This window comes from Simplicispira psychrophila DSM 11588 (genome assembly GCF_000688255.1).
GTDB classification, from domain to species: Bacteria; Pseudomonadota; Gammaproteobacteria; order Burkholderiales; family Burkholderiaceae_C; genus Simplicispira; species Simplicispira psychrophila.
Genome location: NZ_JHYS01000006.1, coordinates 15,956 through 31,950, shown reverse-complemented (window position 1 = coordinate 31,950; position 15,995 = coordinate 15,956). Strand labels below are relative to the sequence as shown.

19 protein-coding genes and 1 tRNA gene are annotated in these 15,995 nt (G+C 58.2%); 3 read left to right on the top strand and 17 right to left on the bottom strand.

Annotated features, from left to right (window positions below; translation table 11 throughout):
- Positions 1 to 29: 29 nt before the first annotated feature.
- Positions 30 to 2,789 (bottom strand): preprotein translocase subunit SecA, encoded by a 2,760-nt coding sequence (gene secA / locus Q390_RS0107840; RefSeq protein WP_027995557.1) that lies wholly within the window; start codon positions 2,787 to 2,789, stop codon positions 30 to 32.
- 243 nt (positions 2,790 to 3,032) lie between these two features.
- On the opposite strand from secA, the gene Q390_RS0107835 reads away from it, so the two are divergent.
- Positions 3,033 to 3,338 carry a hypothetical protein gene (locus tag Q390_RS0107835; protein WP_027995556.1) on the top strand — a complete coding sequence of 102 codons (306 nt, stop codon included), beginning with the start codon at positions 3,033 to 3,035 and terminating at the stop codon, positions 3,336 to 3,338.
- 89 nt (positions 3,339 to 3,427) lie between these two features.
- On the opposite strand, the gene Q390_RS0107830 is transcribed toward Q390_RS0107835, so the two are convergent.
- The 6 genes from Q390_RS0107830 to petA form a co-directional block, all read right to left on the bottom strand.
- Positions 3,428 to 3,503 (bottom strand) — tRNA-Thr (locus tag Q390_RS0107830).
- Between the two features lie 55 nt (positions 3,504 to 3,558).
- Positions 3,559 to 4,086: a ClpXP protease specificity-enhancing factor gene (locus tag Q390_RS0107825; protein WP_027995555.1), complete on the bottom strand. Its 528-nt coding sequence runs from the start codon at positions 4,084 to 4,086 to the stop codon at positions 3,559 to 3,561.
- A 37-nt stretch (positions 4,087 to 4,123) separates the two neighbouring features.
- Positions 4,124 to 4,735 (bottom strand): glutathione S-transferase N-terminal domain-containing protein, encoded by a 612-nt coding sequence (locus Q390_RS0107820; protein ID WP_027995554.1) that lies wholly within the window; start codon positions 4,733 to 4,735, stop codon positions 4,124 to 4,126.
- Between the two features lie 97 nt (positions 4,736 to 4,832).
- On the bottom strand, positions 4,833 to 5,591 hold the full coding sequence (locus Q390_RS0107815; protein ID WP_027995553.1) for a cytochrome c1: 759 nt from the start codon (positions 5,589 to 5,591) through the stop codon (positions 4,833 to 4,835).
- Between the two features lie 15 nt (positions 5,592 to 5,606).
- Positions 5,607 to 7,043 carry a cytochrome b gene (locus Q390_RS0107810; protein WP_027995552.1) on the bottom strand — a complete coding sequence of 479 codons (1,437 nt, stop codon included), beginning with the start codon at positions 7,041 to 7,043 and terminating at the stop codon, positions 5,607 to 5,609.
- 11 nt (positions 7,044 to 7,054) lie between these two features.
- A complete protein-coding gene (gene petA, locus Q390_RS0107805) occupies positions 7,055 to 7,654 on the bottom strand; it encodes a ubiquinol-cytochrome c reductase iron-sulfur subunit (protein WP_027995551.1) in 600 nt (199 codons plus the stop codon).
- 168 nt (positions 7,655 to 7,822) lie between these two features.
- On the opposite strand from petA, the gene mscL reads away from it, so the two are divergent.
- Entirely contained in the window at positions 7,823 to 8,251 is a 429-nt protein-coding gene (mscL, locus tag Q390_RS0107800; RefSeq protein WP_027995550.1) for a large conductance mechanosensitive channel protein MscL, read from the top strand.
- Between the two features lie 67 nt (positions 8,252 to 8,318).
- On the opposite strand, the gene pdxA is transcribed toward mscL, so the two are convergent.
- Both pdxA and Q390_RS0107790 read right to left on the bottom strand, forming a co-directional pair.
- Entirely contained in the window at positions 8,319 to 9,344 is a 1,026-nt protein-coding gene (gene pdxA, locus Q390_RS0107795; RefSeq protein ID WP_027995549.1) for a 4-hydroxythreonine-4-phosphate dehydrogenase PdxA, read from the bottom strand.
- Positions 9,345 to 9,472: 128 nt separating this feature from the next.
- Positions 9,473 to 10,231: a Nif3-like dinuclear metal center hexameric protein gene (locus Q390_RS0107790; RefSeq protein WP_037472515.1), complete on the bottom strand. Its 759-nt coding sequence runs from the start codon at positions 10,229 to 10,231 to the stop codon at positions 9,473 to 9,475.
- A gap of 100 nt (positions 10,232 to 10,331) precedes the next feature.
- Here Q390_RS0107790 and Q390_RS0107785 point away from each other — a divergent pair, with 100 nt between their 5' ends.
- Entirely contained in the window at positions 10,332 to 11,483 is a 1,152-nt protein-coding gene (locus Q390_RS0107785) for a trypsin-like peptidase domain-containing protein (RefSeq protein ID WP_027995547.1), read from the top strand.
- A 109-nt stretch (positions 11,484 to 11,592) separates the two neighbouring features.
- Here the strand turns inward: Q390_RS0107785 and tatC are convergent, their stop codons facing one another.
- From tatC to Q390_RS0107745, 8 genes are all read right to left on the bottom strand, one after another.
- On the bottom strand, positions 11,593 to 12,378 hold the full coding sequence (gene tatC / locus Q390_RS0107780) for a twin-arginine translocase subunit TatC (RefSeq protein WP_027995546.1): 786 nt from the start codon (positions 12,376 to 12,378) through the stop codon (positions 11,593 to 11,595).
- Between the two features lie 53 nt (positions 12,379 to 12,431).
- A complete protein-coding gene (gene tatB, locus Q390_RS0107775; protein WP_027995545.1) occupies positions 12,432 to 12,905 on the bottom strand; it encodes a Sec-independent protein translocase protein TatB in 474 nt (157 codons plus the stop codon).
- A gap of 20 nt (positions 12,906 to 12,925) precedes the next feature.
- Complete coding sequence (tatA, locus tag Q390_RS0107770; RefSeq protein ID WP_027995544.1) at positions 12,926 to 13,168, bottom strand: Sec-independent protein translocase subunit TatA; 243 nt, start codon at positions 13,166 to 13,168, stop codon at positions 12,926 to 12,928.
- Between the two features lie 110 nt (positions 13,169 to 13,278).
- A complete protein-coding gene (locus Q390_RS0107765) occupies positions 13,279 to 13,623 on the bottom strand; it encodes a histidine triad nucleotide-binding protein (RefSeq protein ID WP_027995543.1) in 345 nt (114 codons plus the stop codon).
- An 84-nt stretch (positions 13,624 to 13,707) separates the two neighbouring features.
- Positions 13,708 to 14,100 (bottom strand): DUF4870 family protein, encoded by a 393-nt coding sequence (locus tag Q390_RS0107760; protein WP_027995542.1) that lies wholly within the window; start codon positions 14,098 to 14,100, stop codon positions 13,708 to 13,710.
- On the bottom strand, positions 14,097 to 14,501 hold the full coding sequence (locus Q390_RS0107755) for a phosphoribosyl-ATP diphosphatase (protein WP_037472552.1): 405 nt from the start codon (positions 14,499 to 14,501) through the stop codon (positions 14,097 to 14,099). The genes Q390_RS0107760 and Q390_RS0107755 overlap by 4 nt, the downstream gene beginning before the upstream one ends.
- Positions 14,502 to 14,509: 8 nt before the next feature.
- Positions 14,510 to 14,908 carry a phosphoribosyl-AMP cyclohydrolase gene (hisI, locus tag Q390_RS0107750; RefSeq protein ID WP_211250430.1) on the bottom strand — a complete coding sequence of 133 codons (399 nt, stop codon included), beginning with the start codon at positions 14,906 to 14,908 and terminating at the stop codon, positions 14,510 to 14,512.
- A gap of 46 nt (positions 14,909 to 14,954) precedes the next feature.
- Positions 14,955 to 15,995 carry a S49 family peptidase gene (locus Q390_RS0107745; RefSeq protein ID WP_027995539.1) on the bottom strand — a complete coding sequence of 347 codons (1,041 nt, stop codon included), beginning with the start codon at positions 15,993 to 15,995 and terminating at the stop codon, positions 14,955 to 14,957.

Here is a 15,995-nt window from a genome sequence, read left to right as displayed (position 1 = left end):
CCGCAGCCCGTGTATTGATCGCGCAGAAATTACGCCAGCTTACCGTGGCACTGCTTGTATTTTTTGCCGCTGCCGCACGGGCAGGGGTCGTTGCGCCCGGTACGCGCACCCGGCATCGCTGGCTGGGCATGGCGCAGCGTACTCTCATCGACTACCGTTTCCACTTCACCGGTCTCGGTCGGCGAGCTGTAAGTGAGGTTGGCGATGCTTTCGGCACGCTGCTCCATGTCTTCCGCCGCCTGGTCCAATTGCGTCGGCGATTGCACCTGCACCGTCATCAGTGTCTTGGTGACTTCATTTTTCACCATGTCAATCAGCTGGCGGAACAGCTCGAACGCTTCGCGCTTGTATTCCTGCTTGGGCTGCTTTTGCGCATAGCCGCGCAAATGAATCCCCTGGCGCAAGTAATCGAGCGCGCTCAAATGGTCGCGCCAGTTCGAGTCAAAGCTTTGCAGCAGCACCGCACGTTCGAACTGGGTGAAGTTTTCATGGCCCACCAACTCGACCTTGGCATCAAAAATGGCATGTCCGGCCTGGACGACCTTTTCCAGAATCTCATCGTCGGTAATCGACTGTGCCCCTTCCAACAACGATTGCAACGGCAGCGTCATCTGCCAGTCTTCAGCCAGTACCTTTTCCAGCGCCGGCAGGTTCCATTGCTCTTCCACCGATTCGGCGGGGACGTATTGGCGCACTAGGTCGGTAAAGCTGTCTTCGCGCATGGCGGCAAGCACCTCCGACAGATCGGAGGCATCCAGAATGTCGTTGCGCTGCTCGTAGATGACCTTGCGCTGGTCATTGGCGACGTCGTCGTATTCCAGCAACTGCTTGCGCACGTCAAAGTTGCGCGCCTCGACCTTGCGCTGTGCCGACTCGATGCTGCGCGTGACGATGCCGGCCTCAATAGCTTCACCATCGGGCATCTTCAGTCGGTCCATGATGGCCTTGACGCGGTCGCCCGCGAAGATACGCATCAAGGAATCGTCCAGGCTCAGATAAAAACGCGAAGAACCCGGGTCACCCTGGCGGCCGGAACGCCCGCGCAGCTGGTTATCGATACGGCGCGATTCATGGCGCTCGGTCGCAATAATGCGCAAGCCGCCCAGCGCCTTGATTTTTTCGTGGTCCACGGCCCAGTCGGCACGCAATTGGGCGATGCGCGACTGCTTCGTAGCCTCGTCCAGCGACTCATCCATTTCAATAGCCGAAATGTCTTTCTCAATATTGCCGCCCAGCACAATGTCCGTGCCCCGGCCCGCCATGTTGGTAGCGATAGTGATCATGCCGGCGCGCCCGGCTTGGGCCACGATGTCGGCCTCGCGGGCATGCTGCTTGGCGTTGAGCACTTGGTGCGGCAGCTTGGCCTCGTTCAGCAACTGGTCGATGATTTCAGAGTTTTCAATCGACGAGGTACCCACCAGCACCGGCTGGCCGCGCTCATAGCACTCGCGGATGTCCTTGATCGCAGCTTCATATTTTTCGCGCGTGGTCTTGTAGACGCGATCGAGCTGGTCTTCGCGTTTGCTCGGACGGTTGGGTGGAATGACCACGGTCTCCAAGCCGTAGATTTCCTGGAATTCGTAGGCTTCAGTGTCCGCCGTGCCGGTCATGCCACCGAGGTTGTTGTACAAGCGGAAATAGTTCTGGAAGGTGATGGAAGCCAGCGTCTGGTTTTCTGCCTGGATCTGCACGCCTTCCTTGGCTTCCACGGCTTGGTGCAGGCCTTCACTCCAGCGCCGACCTGCCATCAGGCGGCCAGTGAACTCGTCCACGATGACAATTTCACCCTCTTGCACCACGTAATGCTGGTCGCGGTGGTACAGGTTCGTGGCCCGCAGCGCTGCGTACAAGTGGTGCATCAGCGAGATGTTGGACGGATCGTACAGCGAGGCTCCGGACGCAATCAAGCCCTGCGCAGCCAGCACGCGCTCAGCGGTTTCGTGGCCTTGCTCGGTCAGAAAGACTTGGTGGGTTTTCTCATCCAATGTGAAGTCGCCTGGCTTGGTCACGCCCTCGCCGGTGCGTGGGTCGGCTTCGCCCTCTTGGCGCACCAGCATCGGCACCACCTTGTGCATCGCCAAGTACATGGCCGTGTGGTCTTCCGCCTGACCGCTGATGATGAGCGGTGTGCGCGCTTCGTCGATCAGGATCGAATCGACCTCGTCGATGATGGCGTAATTGAGTTTGCGCTGCACACGATCGTGTGCTTCATAGACCATGTTGTCGCGCAGATAGTCAAAACCGTACTCGTTGTTGGTACCGTAGGTGATGTCAGAGGCGTACGCTGCCTGCTTTTCTTCGCGCGGCAGATTGGGCAGGTTGATGCCCACCGTCAGCCCGAGGAAGTTGTACAAACGCCCCATCCATTTGGCGTCACGGCTGGCAAGGTAATCGTTCACCGTCACCAAATGCACCCCGTTGCCCGACAAGGCATTCAGGTACACCGGCAAGGTAGCGGTCAGGGTTTTACCCTCACCAGTGCGCATTTCAGCGACCTTGCCGTAGTGCAGCGCCATGCCGCCTACCAGCTGCACGTCGAAGTGGCGCATTTTCATGATGCGCTTGGAACCCTCGCGCACTACGGCAAAGGCTTCAGGCAACACCGCATCCAGGGTCTCGCCCTTGGCGACGCGATCCTTGAATTCTTGCGTCTTGGCGCGCAGTGCCTCATCGCTCAAACCCTCAAAGGAGGGTTCCATGGCGTTGATCTGGGCGACGGTCTTGCGGTATTGCTTGAGCAGCCGGTCATTGCGGCTACCGAAAATTTTAGTGAGGAAGTTGGTGGCCATGCGAATAGGTCCGCTTTCCATGCGCAAGGCACAGCCAGCGGCCAGAATCCCTAAAAAGAAGTAATTTCAGTTGGGGCCACCAAGCGACATTCCAAGTTTGGCAAATGCGTGCCGGTGGGATCCGAGCCGATGATTTTAGCCGCCTGCAGCTTGGCCTTTGCGCACCGAAATCAAGCGAGGCTGAGCGCCGCTCATAATCAGCAGCACTATGCATTGTTTGCTCTGCCCCTCGGGCTATTTGCCATGAATCGCCGCCACTACGCCATCACGCTAGCGCAAGCCTCACAAGAAGCCCCCATGCTGGCCAAACTGGTGGCATTGACGCGCGACTCTAGCGAGCGCCTACGCGTGGTGCAGGCATTAATTCCCATCGGCCTCCACGCTGCCATCCAGGCCGGACCCATTGAGGGTGATAGCTGGTGCTTGCTGGTGAAAAACAACGCAGCAGCGGCCAAACTGCGCCAACTTTTGCCCGCCTTGGCAGCACATTTGCGCACCAAGGGCTGGAACGTCAACACCATCCGGCTGAAAGTTCAAACCTCTCACTGACGCGGTCTGCAGTAGTCGGCAGCGCTGCCTCAGTCAACAATGCAAAAGGCCGCTCACTGCATAGCAGTCAGCGGCCTTGGGCTTTGTGATGGTGCCGATTGTCGGAATCGAACTGACGACCTACCGCTTACAAGGCGGTTGCTCTACCAACTGAGCTAAATCGGCGAAGGCCATATTCTAATAGCGAAATTGGCCTAAATTTATTGCATCTCTACTGCGTTTATTTCACCCGCTTCAAGGCTGCTCGCTTTGGACCTGCATGTGGCGGTGGACGGGGCGCATCGCCGCTATCCCCAGGCGCCGTCTCGGTGGGCACCAATTGCACCACGCGCTCGTCGTCGGCACCGTCGGCATCGGCTGCTCCGACCTCATGCAGCGGCATATGTGCCGTACCAAAAGACGATTCATCCATATTTGTGAGTACATCCAGCGGCGGCGGAAATGCCATGCCTTGGCCATTTTCACGTGCATAAATGGCAATCACCCGCCCCACAGGTACCATGATGTCACGCGGCTTGCCGCCAAAACGCGCTGTAAATTCAATGAAATCGTTACCCAATTGCAAGGCATTGGTAGCATCGATACCCACGTTGAGCACGATTTCACCGTCCTTGACGTATTCACGCGGCACCTGCACGGAGTCGTCAACGCGCACGGCCAGATACGGCGTAAAGCCATTGTCCGTACACCACTCATGTAGCGCCCGGATCAGATAGGGACGGGTGGTGGTCGATTCCTGTGCATTCATGGTGCAGATCTACAAGTTAAAGACAAACGTACGCTGCTTATTTGCGCATGACCTTCTCGGAAGGCGTGAGTGCTTCAATATAAGCAGGACGCGAAAAAATACGCTCCGCGTATTTCAGCAAAGGCGCCGCATTCTTGCTCAGATCGATGCCGTAGTAGTCCAGGCGCCACAGCAGTGGTGCAATGGCGACGTCGAGCATAGAGAAACTCTCGCCCAGCATGTATTTGTTTTTCAGGAACACTGGGGCCAGCTGAGTCAGGCGATCTCGTATGTGAGCGCGTGCTTTTTCAAGTGCTTTCTCGTTGCCCTTGGTCACGCGGGACTCAAGGATATTGACGTGTACGAACAACTCTTTTTCAAAGTTCAGCAAGAACAGCCGTACGCGGGCACGGTCAACTGGATCGCCGGGCATCAATTGCGGATGCGGAAAACGCTCATCAATGTACTCATTGATGATGTTCGATTCGTACAAGATCAGATCGCGCTCGACCAAGATAGGCACCTGGCCATATGGGTTCATCACGTTGATGTCTTCAGGCTTGTTGTACAGGTCAACGTCACGGATTTCAAAATCCATACCCTTTTCAAACAAGACAAAGCGGCAGCGGTGGGAAAAAGGGCAAGTTGTACCCGAATAAAGCACCATCATGGCAAGAGACTCCTAAAAAACCAAAAGAGTGGAACGCATTGCGCGCCCACTCTAGAAACGGGGCCGCACCCAAAGGTGCGGCTTGGCAAAAAATACTTTATTTGACGTCTTTCCAGAAAGACGCATTCAGTTTCCAAGCAAGCACCGTGGTGAAGGCCAGGAAAATCAAAACCCATACGCCAATGCGAACCCGGGTGTTTTGTATGGGCTCGCCCATCCACTGGAGATAACCCACCAGATCACCGACCGCTTCATCGTATTGCAAGGGCGTCATGGTGCCAGCAGCAGTTTGCTCCCAGCCCTTGAACACCTGGGTGGTCTTGCCATGGCTTTCGTGGGCCTCAAAAATAGGACGGCGTTCACCTTGCAATTGCCACAGCGCGTGCGGCATGCCAACGCTCGGGAAGACTAGGTTATTCCAGCCGGTAGCCTTGGTCTCGTCACGATAAAACGTGCGCAAGAAGGTGTAGAGGTAGTCAGAACCTGTGCCACCCAAACCGGCGCGCGAACGAGCAATCACCGTCAGGTCAGGAGGATTGGCACCAAACCATTCCTTGGCTTGCTTGGAATCAATGGCGGACTTCATGGTTTCACCGATTTTGTCGGTGGTGAACAGCAGGTTGTCCTTGATCTGGGCTTCGGTCAGGCCAATGTCGGTCAGGCGGTTGTAGCGCATGTACGCCGCCGAATGGCAGCCAATGCAGTAATTGACAAACAATTTGGCGCCATTTTGCAATGCACCCTGGTCATTGATCTTGTTGGGCGCCTGATCCAGCGGCATGGAGCCACCAGATGCGTGTGCAGCACCTGCAACCAGACCCAGAGCGGCAATGATCGAGAGAAATATTTTTTTCATGGTGTGCATCTCCACTCAATGCGCCGCGAACGTCACGCGGTCAGGAACCCGCTTGGGCTCACCGATACGGCTCCACCACGGCATCAACAGGAAGAAGCCGAAATAGAACAGCGTAAATATCTGGGATACGCGCTGAGCAATATCCTGGCCAGCCAGTTCGCCCCAAGCCCCGGGTGCCTTGATACCCAAGTAGCCGAGGACAAAAAAGACGAAAACGAAGACGGCGTACATGTACTTGTGCCATGTCGGGCGGTAGCGGATCGACTTGACCGGGCTACAGTCAAGCCAAGGCAGGAAGAACAGGATGACGACAGCACCACCCATCACGACCACGCCCCAGAACTTGGCATCGATCGAGAGCATCAACGCCACGCCAACCAGCGCGGCCACCATGATGCCGCCCTTGATGATGGCAGGCATACGACCTTTGAGGACGCCCAGACCGGCACCGAGCAGCACGCAGACAATCAGGGCATACATCATCTCGCTGGTAATGGCACGCAGCATCGAATAGAACGGCGTGAAGTACCAGACGGGAGCGATGTGCAGCGGAGTCTTCAGCGGATCGGCCGGTATGAAGTTGTTGTACTCCAGAAAGTAACCGCCAAGCTCAGGACCAAAGAAGATCACCGCCGTGAAGGCCATCAGGAACAGGCAGACACCCAGGATGTCATGCACCGTGTAATAAGGGTGGAAGGGAATGCCATCGAGCGGGTGGCCCTGAGCGTCCCTGGGGGCGTTGGGGCCCTTGATTTCAATGCCATCAGGGTTGTTTGAACCCACGTCGTGCAGAGCCAGCAAGTGCGCCACGACCAAACCAATCAACACCAGCGGCACGGCAATGACGTGGAAACTGAAGAAGCGGTTCAGGGTAGCGTCACCGACCACGTAATCACCGCGAATCAGCAGCGCCAGGTCAGGACCGACAAATGGAATGGCAGCGAACAGGTTAACGATCACCTGGGCGCCCCAGTACGACATCTGGCCCCAAGGCAGCAGGTAACCCATGAAGGCTTCGGCCATCAGAGCGAGGAAAATCGCGCAACCGAAAATCCAGACCAGCTCACGTGGCTTGCGGTAGCTGCCATACAGCAGACCGCGGAACATGTGCAGGTAGACGACGATGAAGAACGCCGAAGCACCCGTGGAGTGCATGTAGCGGATCAACCAGCCCCAGGGCACGTCGCGCATGATGTACTCGACCGACTCGAACGCCTTGGCAGCGTCGGGCTTGTAGTGCATCACCAGGAAAATGCCGGTAACGATCTGGATCACCAGCACCAACAGCGCTAGCGAGCCAAAGATGTACCAGAAATTGAAATTCTTGGGCGCGTAGTACTCGGACATGTGGACGCGGTAAGCGTCAAATGCCGTGGGAAAACGGTTTTCAAACCAGTTCGTGAGCTTTGCGCCCCCCGAAGCATTGGGAGAAATTTCCTTGAATGTAGCCATAGTGCAGTCCCTCAGGCTTTCTTATCGGAGCCGATGAGCAGGCGCGAGTCTGTGAGATAGACATGCGGCGGCACTTCCAGATTGTCTGGCGAAGGCTTGTTCTTGAAGACGCGACCTGCCATGTCGAAGGTAGAGCCGTGGCAAGGACACAGAAAGCCGCCTTTCCAATCGTCGGGAAGCGACGGTTGTGGACCCCCTGCGAATTTATCGGAAGGTGAACACCCCAGGTGCGGGCAAATACCCACAGCCACGAGAATTTCGGGCTTGATCGAGCGATGCTCATTACGAGCATAGACGGGCGTAAATTCATCCGGCTTGCGCTCGGAGCGGGGATCGGCCAATTGGCCATCCAGCGTCGGCAGTATCTCCAGTTGTTCGGGCGTGCGCTTGACGATCCAGACAGGCTTGCCGCGCCATTCCACGGTCATTTTTTCACCGGGCTTGAGAGCGGAAATATCCACTTCGACGGCAGCACCAGCGGCTTTGGCCTTCTCGGAGGGCTGGAAAGAACTTACAAAAGGAACGGCGGTTGCCACGCCGCCCACGGCGCCCGCACAGCCGGTCGCGATCAGCCACGTCCGCTTACTGGAGTCGATTGGATTGTCACTCATGGGGGTCCTCGATGAACATCGCTAGGGTTGGGGAGACAACCGCAAATTGTAGCGGAGTGAATAGTACCTCTTGCATTTTCTGCAAACAGACCGATGTGCGCCGCGTTCAACCGCATAAGTGCCTGCTGACGGATACTCTGCGCATCCATCACTTTGAAGGGGAATGCCATGGGCATGGTGCAAGAATTCAAGGAATTTGCGATCAAGGGCAACGCGCTGGATCTCGCTGTGGGCGTGATCATTGGTGCAGCCTTTGGCAAGATCGTCGATTCCATCGTGAGCGACCTCATCATGCCGATCGTCGGCCTGGTGTTTGGCAAGCTCGATTTTTCCAACCTATTTGTGGCGCTGGGCAGCGTACCGCCAGATATCCCCCGGACGCTGGATGCGTTGAAGAAAGCTGGCGTACCGGTGTTTGCCTACGGCAATTTCATCACTGTGGCGGTTAATTTTTTCATTCTGGCGTTCATCATTTTCATGATGGTGCGACAAATCAACCGGCTCAAGCGCAATCAGCCGGTGGTGCCAGTCGCCGTCGTCGTGACCCCGGAAGATATCGTACTGCTGCGCGAAATCCGCGACAGCCTCAAGCGCTGATTCCAAGCACCAAAACACTCTAAATTCAAGAGCTTAAGGCGCTTACCCCATAAGGGCTAGAGGCACTTTATGCCAGTTTTTTGGCCATGCGCACAGCCTCGATCAAGCTGGAGGCATCGGCGACACCTTGACCGGCAATATCAAACGCTGTGCCGTGGTCCGGGCTGGTGCGCACCAGCGGCAGGCCCAGGGTGACATTCACGCCCTTGTCGACTCCCAGGTACTTCACCGGGATCAATCCCTGGTCGTGGTACATAGCCAGGACCACGTCAAATTCACGAGGTTTGCCAGCGGTGTGGCGGGCGCGCATGAACACCGTATCCGGCGCCAACGGCCCGGTCACGTCCAGCCCCTGGGCGCGCGCCTGCGCCACGGCCGGAGCAATCACGTCGAGTTCTTCACGCCCAAACAGACCGCCTTCGCCCGCGTGCGGATTGAGTCCCGCCACGGCGATGCGCGGCGCGTGCCCCAGGCTGCGCAGCAAGGCGGCGTGGGTGATGTGCAAGGTCTGCAAAACGTTGTCGAAAGTGACGGCATCGAGCGCCGCACGCATCGACATATGGATGCTGACCAGCACGGTGCGCAGCTCGTCGCTGGCCAGCATCATGCGCACCGGCATGTCTGCCAGCACCACCCCACGCCACGCTGCCGCTTCGGCCTGCAATAACTCGGTGTGACCGGGGTAAGCCACGCCCGCCGCGTGCAGCGCCTCTTTGTGCAGTGGCGCCGTGACCAGGCCGGCAATCGCGCCACGCAGCGCCGCCTGCGCAGCCCACACCACACATTGCGCCGCCGCTTGGCCGGCAGCAGCACTGATCTGTCCAAAAGGCTGGGGACCGGCGATGCCGTCCAGCTGGAGCACCGGCAAACAGCGCAGCGGCACCGACAGCGCAGCCGCTGGCTCGGTGATCAACGCCACCGGCAAGGCCGGCATACCCGGACGCTCGATGCACTGTGCCGCACGGCGCAGCGTGGCCAGATCGCCCACCGCAAAGCAGCCGCGCAGATCGTCGGGCGCATCGCGAAACGCTTTGGCAATGATTTCGGGACCGATGCCAGCGCAATCGCCCTGGGTGATGGCTAAAAGAGTCATGGAGCGGATTGCTGCGGGCAGCAAAATGAAAGAGTTGTAGTAAAAATGGCTTCAAAGCCTTTAAATGCAAGCGCTTTTAGCTAGGTAAAAAATAGCAAAATATTGTGCACTGCGCTCAGGACGCGCTCTCAAGCCGGGTTGTCGATATCAATAAAAACATGACTGAAGCCATGCGCCTGTGCCACATGCGCTGCCACCGCAGGGGAGCCATAGCGCTCGGTAGCATGGTGACCGGCAGCGATGAAGGCGACACCCATCTCACGCGCCAAGTGGGCCTGAGGCTCAGAAATTTCGCCAGTGACAAACACCTCGGCTCCTGCAGCAATGGCGGCTTCAAAATAGCTCTGTGCGCCACCCGTGCACCAAGCCACACGCCGCACCGGCCGCTCCTGGGCATGTGGCGGCTGCACCAATGTAGTGGGCCGACCCAGCACCTGCTCTAGCTGCTGCGCCACCGCTTGCGCGCTGTCGTATGGTGCACTGGCGATGCAGCCCAGGTCTTGCTCGCCAAAATGGGCGTCCGCCACCCAGCCCAGCCGCTGGCCCAATTGTGCGTTGTTGCCCCACTGTGGGTGGGCATCGAGCGGCAGGTGGTAGGCAAACAGGTTGATGTCGTGCACGAGCAGGCGCTGCAGACGCTGCTTCATCCAGCCGGTGACGCACCCGTTCTGACCGCGCCAGAACAGGCCATGGTGGACAAAAATGGCATCGGCACGCTCGGCAATCGCGGCATCAATCAACGCTTGGCTGGCGGTGACGCCGCTGACCAGGCGCTCAATGCGCGATTTGCCTTCAACTTGCAAGCCGTTGGGGCTGTAGTCCTTGAAGCGTTCGGGTTGCAGCAGCGCATCAAAAGCCTGCCGCAGGGTGTCTCGGGTGGTGTGCATGGTTTTATTGTCCTATCAGCGCCGCAGCCCTGCACCCTGCACGGCTGCGGTGCTTGCGCGACAATGAGCCCCCACTCAGGCTCAACGATTGACCGACTCCATGAAACGCCTCTGGCTGCTATTTTCCCAAACTGTGACTGTTCTGGTCGCGGCTTATTTCGTCGTGGCCACGCTGCAGCCCGACTGGATACGCCGTGGCACCAGCCTTTCGAGCGCAGGCATCGCGCTGATCGAAGCCCCACCCGCCTCCGTGGCACAGCCGGCGTCCGGCAGCCTGAGTGGGGCCGCACGCAAGGCAGCGCCGGCGGTGGTCAGTATCAACACCAGCAAGGCCGCCGTGCGCCACCCACGCAGTGACGATCCGTGGTTTCAGTTTTTCTTTGGCGACCAGGGCGATCAGCAGGCCCAAGCGGGGCTGGGCAGCGGCGTCATCATCAGCCCCGATGGCTACATTCTGACCAACAACCACGTGGTGGAAGGCGCCGACGAGATCGAGGTCACGCTGACTGACAGTCGCCACGCCCGCGCCCGCGTTATTGGCACCGACCCGGAAACTGATCTGGCGATCCTGAAAGTCGAGCTCGACAAGCTGCCGGTGATCGTGCTGGGCAACTCTGACGCGCTGGCCGTGGGCGACCGCGTACTGGCCATTGGCAACCCGTTTGGTGTCGGACAGACCGTGACCAGCGGCATCGTCAGTGCACTCGGACGCACGCAACTGGGCATCAACACTTTTGAAAATTTCATCCAGACCGATGCCGCCATCAACCCGGGCAACTCAGGCGGCGCGCTGGTCGATGTCAATGGCAACCTGCTGGGCATCAACACCGCCATTTATTCGCGCTCAGGCGGCAGCATGGGGATTGGTTTTGCCATTCCGGTATCGACGGCCAAGATGGTGCTGGACGGCATCGTCAAGGATGGCCAGGTGACACGCGGCTGGATTGGCGTGGAGCCGAGCGAGTTGTCACCCGAACTGGCGGAAACCTTTGGCGTAAAGGCCACCGAGGGTGTAATTGTCACTGGCGTGCTGCAAGATGGCCCGGGCGCCAAGGCAGGCATACGTCCCGGCGATGTGATCGTACGCGTCGCCGGTACCAGCACCAATACGGTGCCTACCCTGCTGTCCACCGTGGCCGCGCTCAAACCGGATATAGCGGCCACGTTCGAGGTACAGCGCGCGGGTCGCATGCTGGAATTGAAGGTCACGCCCGGACTGCGCCCGGTGGCCCGACGCCCGGCGCGGCGCTGACCTGCACCGCCATACAATCACTATAAAATCAATAGCATCTAGCGCTTATACCGTAAGCGACAAGCGCTGTTTTTATCCTCAATATCGAAACAACGACTCCAAGAGCATTTCAGGCCGTCTGATCAGCGTCCTCGGGCGCCTGGGTATGCTTGATGAAGATCTGCGCCGCCCAGATGCCCACCTCATACAGCAGGCACATGGGAACGGCCAGTGCCAACTGCGACACCACATCGGGAGGGGTGACGACGGCGGCAATGATGAAAGCCAGGACGATGAAATAACCGCGAAAAGCTTTGAGCTTTTCGACGCTCACCAGCCCCATGCGGGCCAGCACGATCACCACGATAGGCACCTCAAAGGCCATGCCAAAGGCTATGAACATGGTCAATACAAAACCCAGGTAGGCCTCGATATCTGGCGCGGCGGTGATGCTTTTGGGCGCAAAGCTCTGGATAAAGCTGAACACTTGGCCAAAGACGAAAAAATAGCAAAACGCCACGCCGACCAGAAACAGTAAAGTGCTCGACACCACCAAGGGCAATACGAGTTTTTTCTCATGCACGTACAGCCCGGGAGCGACAAAGCCCCAGATCTGCCACAGCACCACCGGTAAGGCCAGCAAAAAAGCCGCCATCAGCAAAATCTTCAAAGGCACCATGAAAGGCGAGATCACCGAGGTGGCAATCAGCGTGGCGCCTTTGGGCAAATGCGCTACCAGCGGTGCTGCCAGCAGGTCGTAAAGTGCGCCCGGGCCCGGAAAAAAGAACAGCAGGGCTGCTGCAATACCAATGGCGATAGCCGCCTTGACCAAGCGGTCGCGCAGCTCCATGAGGTGCTGCACAAACGGCTGCTCAGTGCCCGAGAGTTCGTCGTCTTTGGAGGGGGTATCGGACATGTTGAAGTGCTGCGGATCTCACATCCGCCCATGCGGCGCAGAGCGCGCCCGCATCAATGGAATTTCTGTGGCCGGTAGCGCGCTACGCGCGCCGCGCCCGACAGGGCTTTGGTGCGCACACCGTTACGCGACTTGTACCACTGGGGCATAGCACCGCGCTTGAGACGCCATTTTTTACCCGGGTTGTGGTACGCGGGCACCACGTTATACGGGTCGCCGAAATCATTGCTGACGTCCCCATGGCCGAGACCGGCGGCATGGTTCATGTCTTTTTCAAACTCGCTGGCATTGGTTCGAATGGACTGCTCGACGTCGCGCGCCGCGCCTTCCATGGTCTGTTTCATTTTCTTGAGCTCATCGAGCTCCATCGAGCGATTGACCTCGGACTTGACGTCGGCCACATAGCGCTGCGCCTTGCCCAGCAGCGTGCCCACGGTGCGGGCGACGCGCGGCAATTTTTCCGGTCCGATGACAATGAGCGCCACCGCACCAATCAGCGCCATTTTAGACAGGCCAATATCAATCATGCGTGTGCCAACTCAACGGGTCAGCTCTTTTGCCGCGCTTCGACGTCGATCGTGGTCTTGTCCACTGCCGCCTGATTGGCTACCTGACTGGGCGGCGGTGTGACGGCATCGCTGTCGGTGGCGCCACCGTCTCTCATGCCATCTTTAAAGCCTTTGACAGCACCGCCCAGATCAGAACCCATGTTCTTAAGCTTTTTGGTGCCAAACACCATCACCACAATCAACAGCACAATCAACCAGTGCCAGATAGAAAACGAGCCCATGAGAATCTCCTAACGAATACCATCCATTTTAGACGGCGGATATGACACGATTTTTATAGCCCTTGCAACAACCATGTCAGTGGCTGCTGTCCGCACTTTTAGCCCTTGCGCTAGGGACGTGGACCGGCCAGCACATGAACATGCAAATGATCGACTTCTTGCCCCCCTTGGGTACCTGTATTGATCATCAGCCGACACCCACCCTCAGGGTAAGGCGCACAACCTTGCTCTTGCGCCAGTTGCGGTGCCAGCAGCAGCATGCGCCCCAACAGAGCGGCCTGCGCCGGCTGCGCTTGTACCAACGACGGCAGATGGACTTTGGGCACCATCAGGAAATGCACGGGCGCTGAAGGATGAATGTCGTGAAAGGCAAAAATCTCTTCATCTTCATACACTTTGCGGGAGGGAATCTGACCCGCAATAATTTTGCAAAAAATACAATCGGCATCATGCATAGGTCAGTCCAAAAAGGGGGAGAAGGGCATGCCACTGGGCAGGAACGGGACGTCTGACAGGCCCATATCGGCCCGTCTGCCATCTCAGGCGGCAAGGGCCTCGCTGCGGTTCATGGCGACCATGCCACGCACGATGCGGTAGAGGAACCAGATCGAGATCAAGCCCCAGGCGATCCAACCGGGAAAGACAAACAGCAGCCACAACGGCGCCGTCAGCACATACAGCAGCCCCGCCCACAACACGGTGCGGATGCGCCACGAAAAATGACTGGCCTGCCATGTACCTTGGGCATCGCTTTTTTTCACCAAATCAATGATGAGGGCAATGATCAGCAGCGCCGCACCAGGCTGGGCGCTAGGAATGACGGCGCCGACAGCGACGATCAGATGCAGCACATAGCTCGCCCAGCCCCACGCCTTGAGGCCTTCGGCCCGCTCGGCATGGGTCTGCACGTCCACGATATCGATATCGTTCATGGCGAGGCTTCCTGTACGGCCCGCGCATCCGCCTTGCGCAAGGCTTTTTCTTCGATACCGCTGGTGCCCTCGCGGCGCTCCAGTTCGGCCAAGACATCGCCTGGCGTCAGGCCATAGTGGGCCAGAGCGATCATGGAGTGAAACCACAGATCTGCCACCTCATACACCAGACTGGCCGGATCAGCCCCATGGTCCACATCCTTGGCCGCCATGACCACTTCGGTGGCCTCTTCGCCTATTTTCTTCAGAAATGCATCCGGCCCTTTGTGCAGCAAGCGCGAGACATAACTGGTCTGCGGATCGCCACCCTGGCTGGGCTTGCGGCTTTCAATGATGGCGGCCAGGCGAGCGAGCGTGTCTTGCGACAGCGGGGCGGAAAGGGGCAAAGAATTCAAGGACATGATCGGCATTACTTATAGATGGTTTGCGGATCTTTCAAGACCGGCTCGGTGGCTTGCCAGACACCGCCGCGCAGCACGCTGAAAAAACAGCTGTGGCGTCCGGTATGGCAGGCGATACCGGGCTGGTGGCCTTGCTGCGTCACGGTGAGCAAGATGACATCCTGATCGCAATCAACACGGATGCTGTGCACAGTTTGCACATGGCCCGATTCTTCGCCCTTGAACCAGAGCTTTTTGCGCGATCGGCTGAAATACACCGCACGACCGAGCTCGGCTGTTTTTTGTAGTGCCTCGCGGTTCATCCAGGCAAACATCAGCACGTCGCCCGTACCCTGCTCCTGCGCAATCACCGGCACCAGGCCTTGCGCATCCCATTTCACTTCATTAAGCCATTTCATGGGGCGCATTGTCAGTGATTTCAGCGTTGGCGCGCCAAGCGCGTGCCAACGTATTTCAGCGCAGACGCGCCATTGTCGATTGCAAAGCCTGCGCTGCGCCCCCGCCCATGGCGGCGCCAAAACGCTTGGCCAAGCGTTCGGCGACATTTTCGCGGCGGGTGTAATCGATGATTTCCTCGGCGTGCACCACTTCACGCGCGACAAAATCAAGGCTGCCCAGCTTGTCTGCCAGCCCCAGCTCAATCGCCTGCTGACCGGTCCAGAACAGGCCGCTGAAGATTTCAGGGGTTTCTTTCAGGCGATCACCGCGGCCGACCTTGACCACGGCAATGAATTGCTGGTGGATCTGGTCGAGCATGGCTTGGGCATAAGCGCGCTGCTTTTCCGTTTGCGGGCTGAAGGGATCCAGAAACCCCTTGTTCTCGCCAGCCGTGAGCAGACGGCGCTCAACACCCAATTTTTCCATGGTACCGGTGAAGCCAAAGCCATCCATGAGCACGCCAATGCTGCCGACGATGCTGGCTTTGTCAACATAGATCTCGTCGGCGGCAGAGGCAATGTAGTAGGCAGCAGAGGCACAGGTTTCTTCGACCACGGCATACAGCGGTTTGCCGTGCTTGACCTTGAGGCGCATGATTTCATCGTTGATGATGCCGGCCTGCACCGGGCTGCCGCCGGGCGAGTTGACCAGCAACACCACCGCCTTGGAGCCTTCATCTTCAAAAGCACTGCGCAGCGCCGCCACCACGTACTCGGCACTGGCTTCGGCGCCCGAGGCGATTTCGCCCTTGATATCCACCACGGCGGTGTGTGGACCGCTTTTGCTGGTGGTGGCCATATCGCGCGACAGGCCCCACCAGACGATGAAAATAAGAAACACCAGCCACGCCAGGCGCGTGAAGGTGCGCCAGCGGCGTGCGCTGCGCTGTTCGGTCAAGGTGGAGAAAGCCAGTTTTTCCAGCACACTGCGCTCCCAGCCAGGTGTGTCCGCAGGTTTTTTTGCTCCTGAAACAGAAGCTGCTTGCGCCCACAAATCGGGCGTTACAGGCGGTTTTTGTTCAGATCCACTGGAGGGAAACTGGTTCGGCTGGGTCAT

What these genes read in the sequence shown, in the direction of transcription:
- hisI (WP_211250430.1), bottom strand. Translation starts at nt 14,908, where the DNA reads ATGCGCCCCATGAAATGGCTTAATGAAGTGAAATGGGATGCGCAAGGC.
- secA (WP_027995557.1), bottom strand. Translation starts at nt 2,789, where the DNA reads ATGGCCACCAACTTCCTCACTAAAATTTTCGGTAGCCGCAATGACCGG.
- Q390_RS0107745 (WP_027995539.1), bottom strand. Translation starts at nt 15,995, where the DNA reads ATGACCCAGCCGAACCAGTTTCCCTCCAGTGGATCTGAACAAAAACCG.
- pdxA (WP_027995549.1), bottom strand. Translation starts at nt 9,344, where the DNA reads ATGACTCTTTTAGCCATCACCCAGGGCGATTGCGCTGGCATCGGTCCC.
- Q390_RS0107785 (WP_027995547.1), top strand. Translation starts at nt 10,332, where the DNA reads ATGAAACGCCTCTGGCTGCTATTTTCCCAAACTGTGACTGTTCTGGTC.
- Q390_RS0107835 (WP_027995556.1), top strand. Translation starts at nt 3,033, where the DNA reads ATGAATCGCCGCCACTACGCCATCACGCTAGCGCAAGCCTCACAAGAA.
- Q390_RS0107825 (WP_027995555.1), bottom strand. Translation starts at nt 4,086, where the DNA reads ATGAATGCACAGGAATCGACCACCACCCGTCCCTATCTGATCCGGGCG.
- Q390_RS0107755 (WP_037472552.1), bottom strand. Translation starts at nt 14,501, where the DNA reads ATGTCCTTGAATTCTTTGCCCCTTTCCGCCCCGCTGTCGCAAGACACG.
- mscL (WP_027995550.1), top strand. Translation starts at nt 7,823, where the DNA reads ATGGGCATGGTGCAAGAATTCAAGGAATTTGCGATCAAGGGCAACGCG.
- Q390_RS0107815 (WP_027995553.1), bottom strand. Translation starts at nt 5,591, where the DNA reads ATGAAAAAAATATTTCTCTCGATCATTGCCGCTCTGGGTCTGGTTGCA.
- tatB (WP_027995545.1), bottom strand. Translation starts at nt 12,905, where the DNA reads ATGATTGATATTGGCCTGTCTAAAATGGCGCTGATTGGTGCGGTGGCG.
- Q390_RS0107790 (WP_037472515.1), bottom strand. Translation starts at nt 10,231, where the DNA reads ATGCACACCACCCGAGACACCCTGCGGCAGGCTTTTGATGCGCTGCTG.
- tatC (WP_027995546.1), bottom strand. Translation starts at nt 12,378, where the DNA reads ATGTCCGATACCCCCTCCAAAGACGACGAACTCTCGGGCACTGAGCAG.
- Q390_RS0107765 (WP_027995543.1), bottom strand. Translation starts at nt 13,623, where the DNA reads ATGCATGATGCCGATTGTATTTTTTGCAAAATTATTGCGGGTCAGATT.
- tatA (WP_027995544.1), bottom strand. Translation starts at nt 13,168, where the DNA reads ATGGGCTCGTTTTCTATCTGGCACTGGTTGATTGTGCTGTTGATTGTG.
- Q390_RS0107820 (WP_027995554.1), bottom strand. Translation starts at nt 4,735, where the DNA reads ATGATGGTGCTTTATTCGGGTACAACTTGCCCTTTTTCCCACCGCTGC.
- petA (WP_027995551.1), bottom strand. Translation starts at nt 7,654, where the DNA reads ATGAGTGACAATCCAATCGACTCCAGTAAGCGGACGTGGCTGATCGCG.
- Q390_RS0107760 (WP_027995542.1), bottom strand. Translation starts at nt 14,100, where the DNA reads ATGAACGATATCGATATCGTGGACGTGCAGACCCATGCCGAGCGGGCC.
- Q390_RS0107810 (WP_027995552.1), bottom strand. Translation starts at nt 7,043, where the DNA reads ATGGCTACATTCAAGGAAATTTCTCCCAATGCTTCGGGGGGCGCAAAG.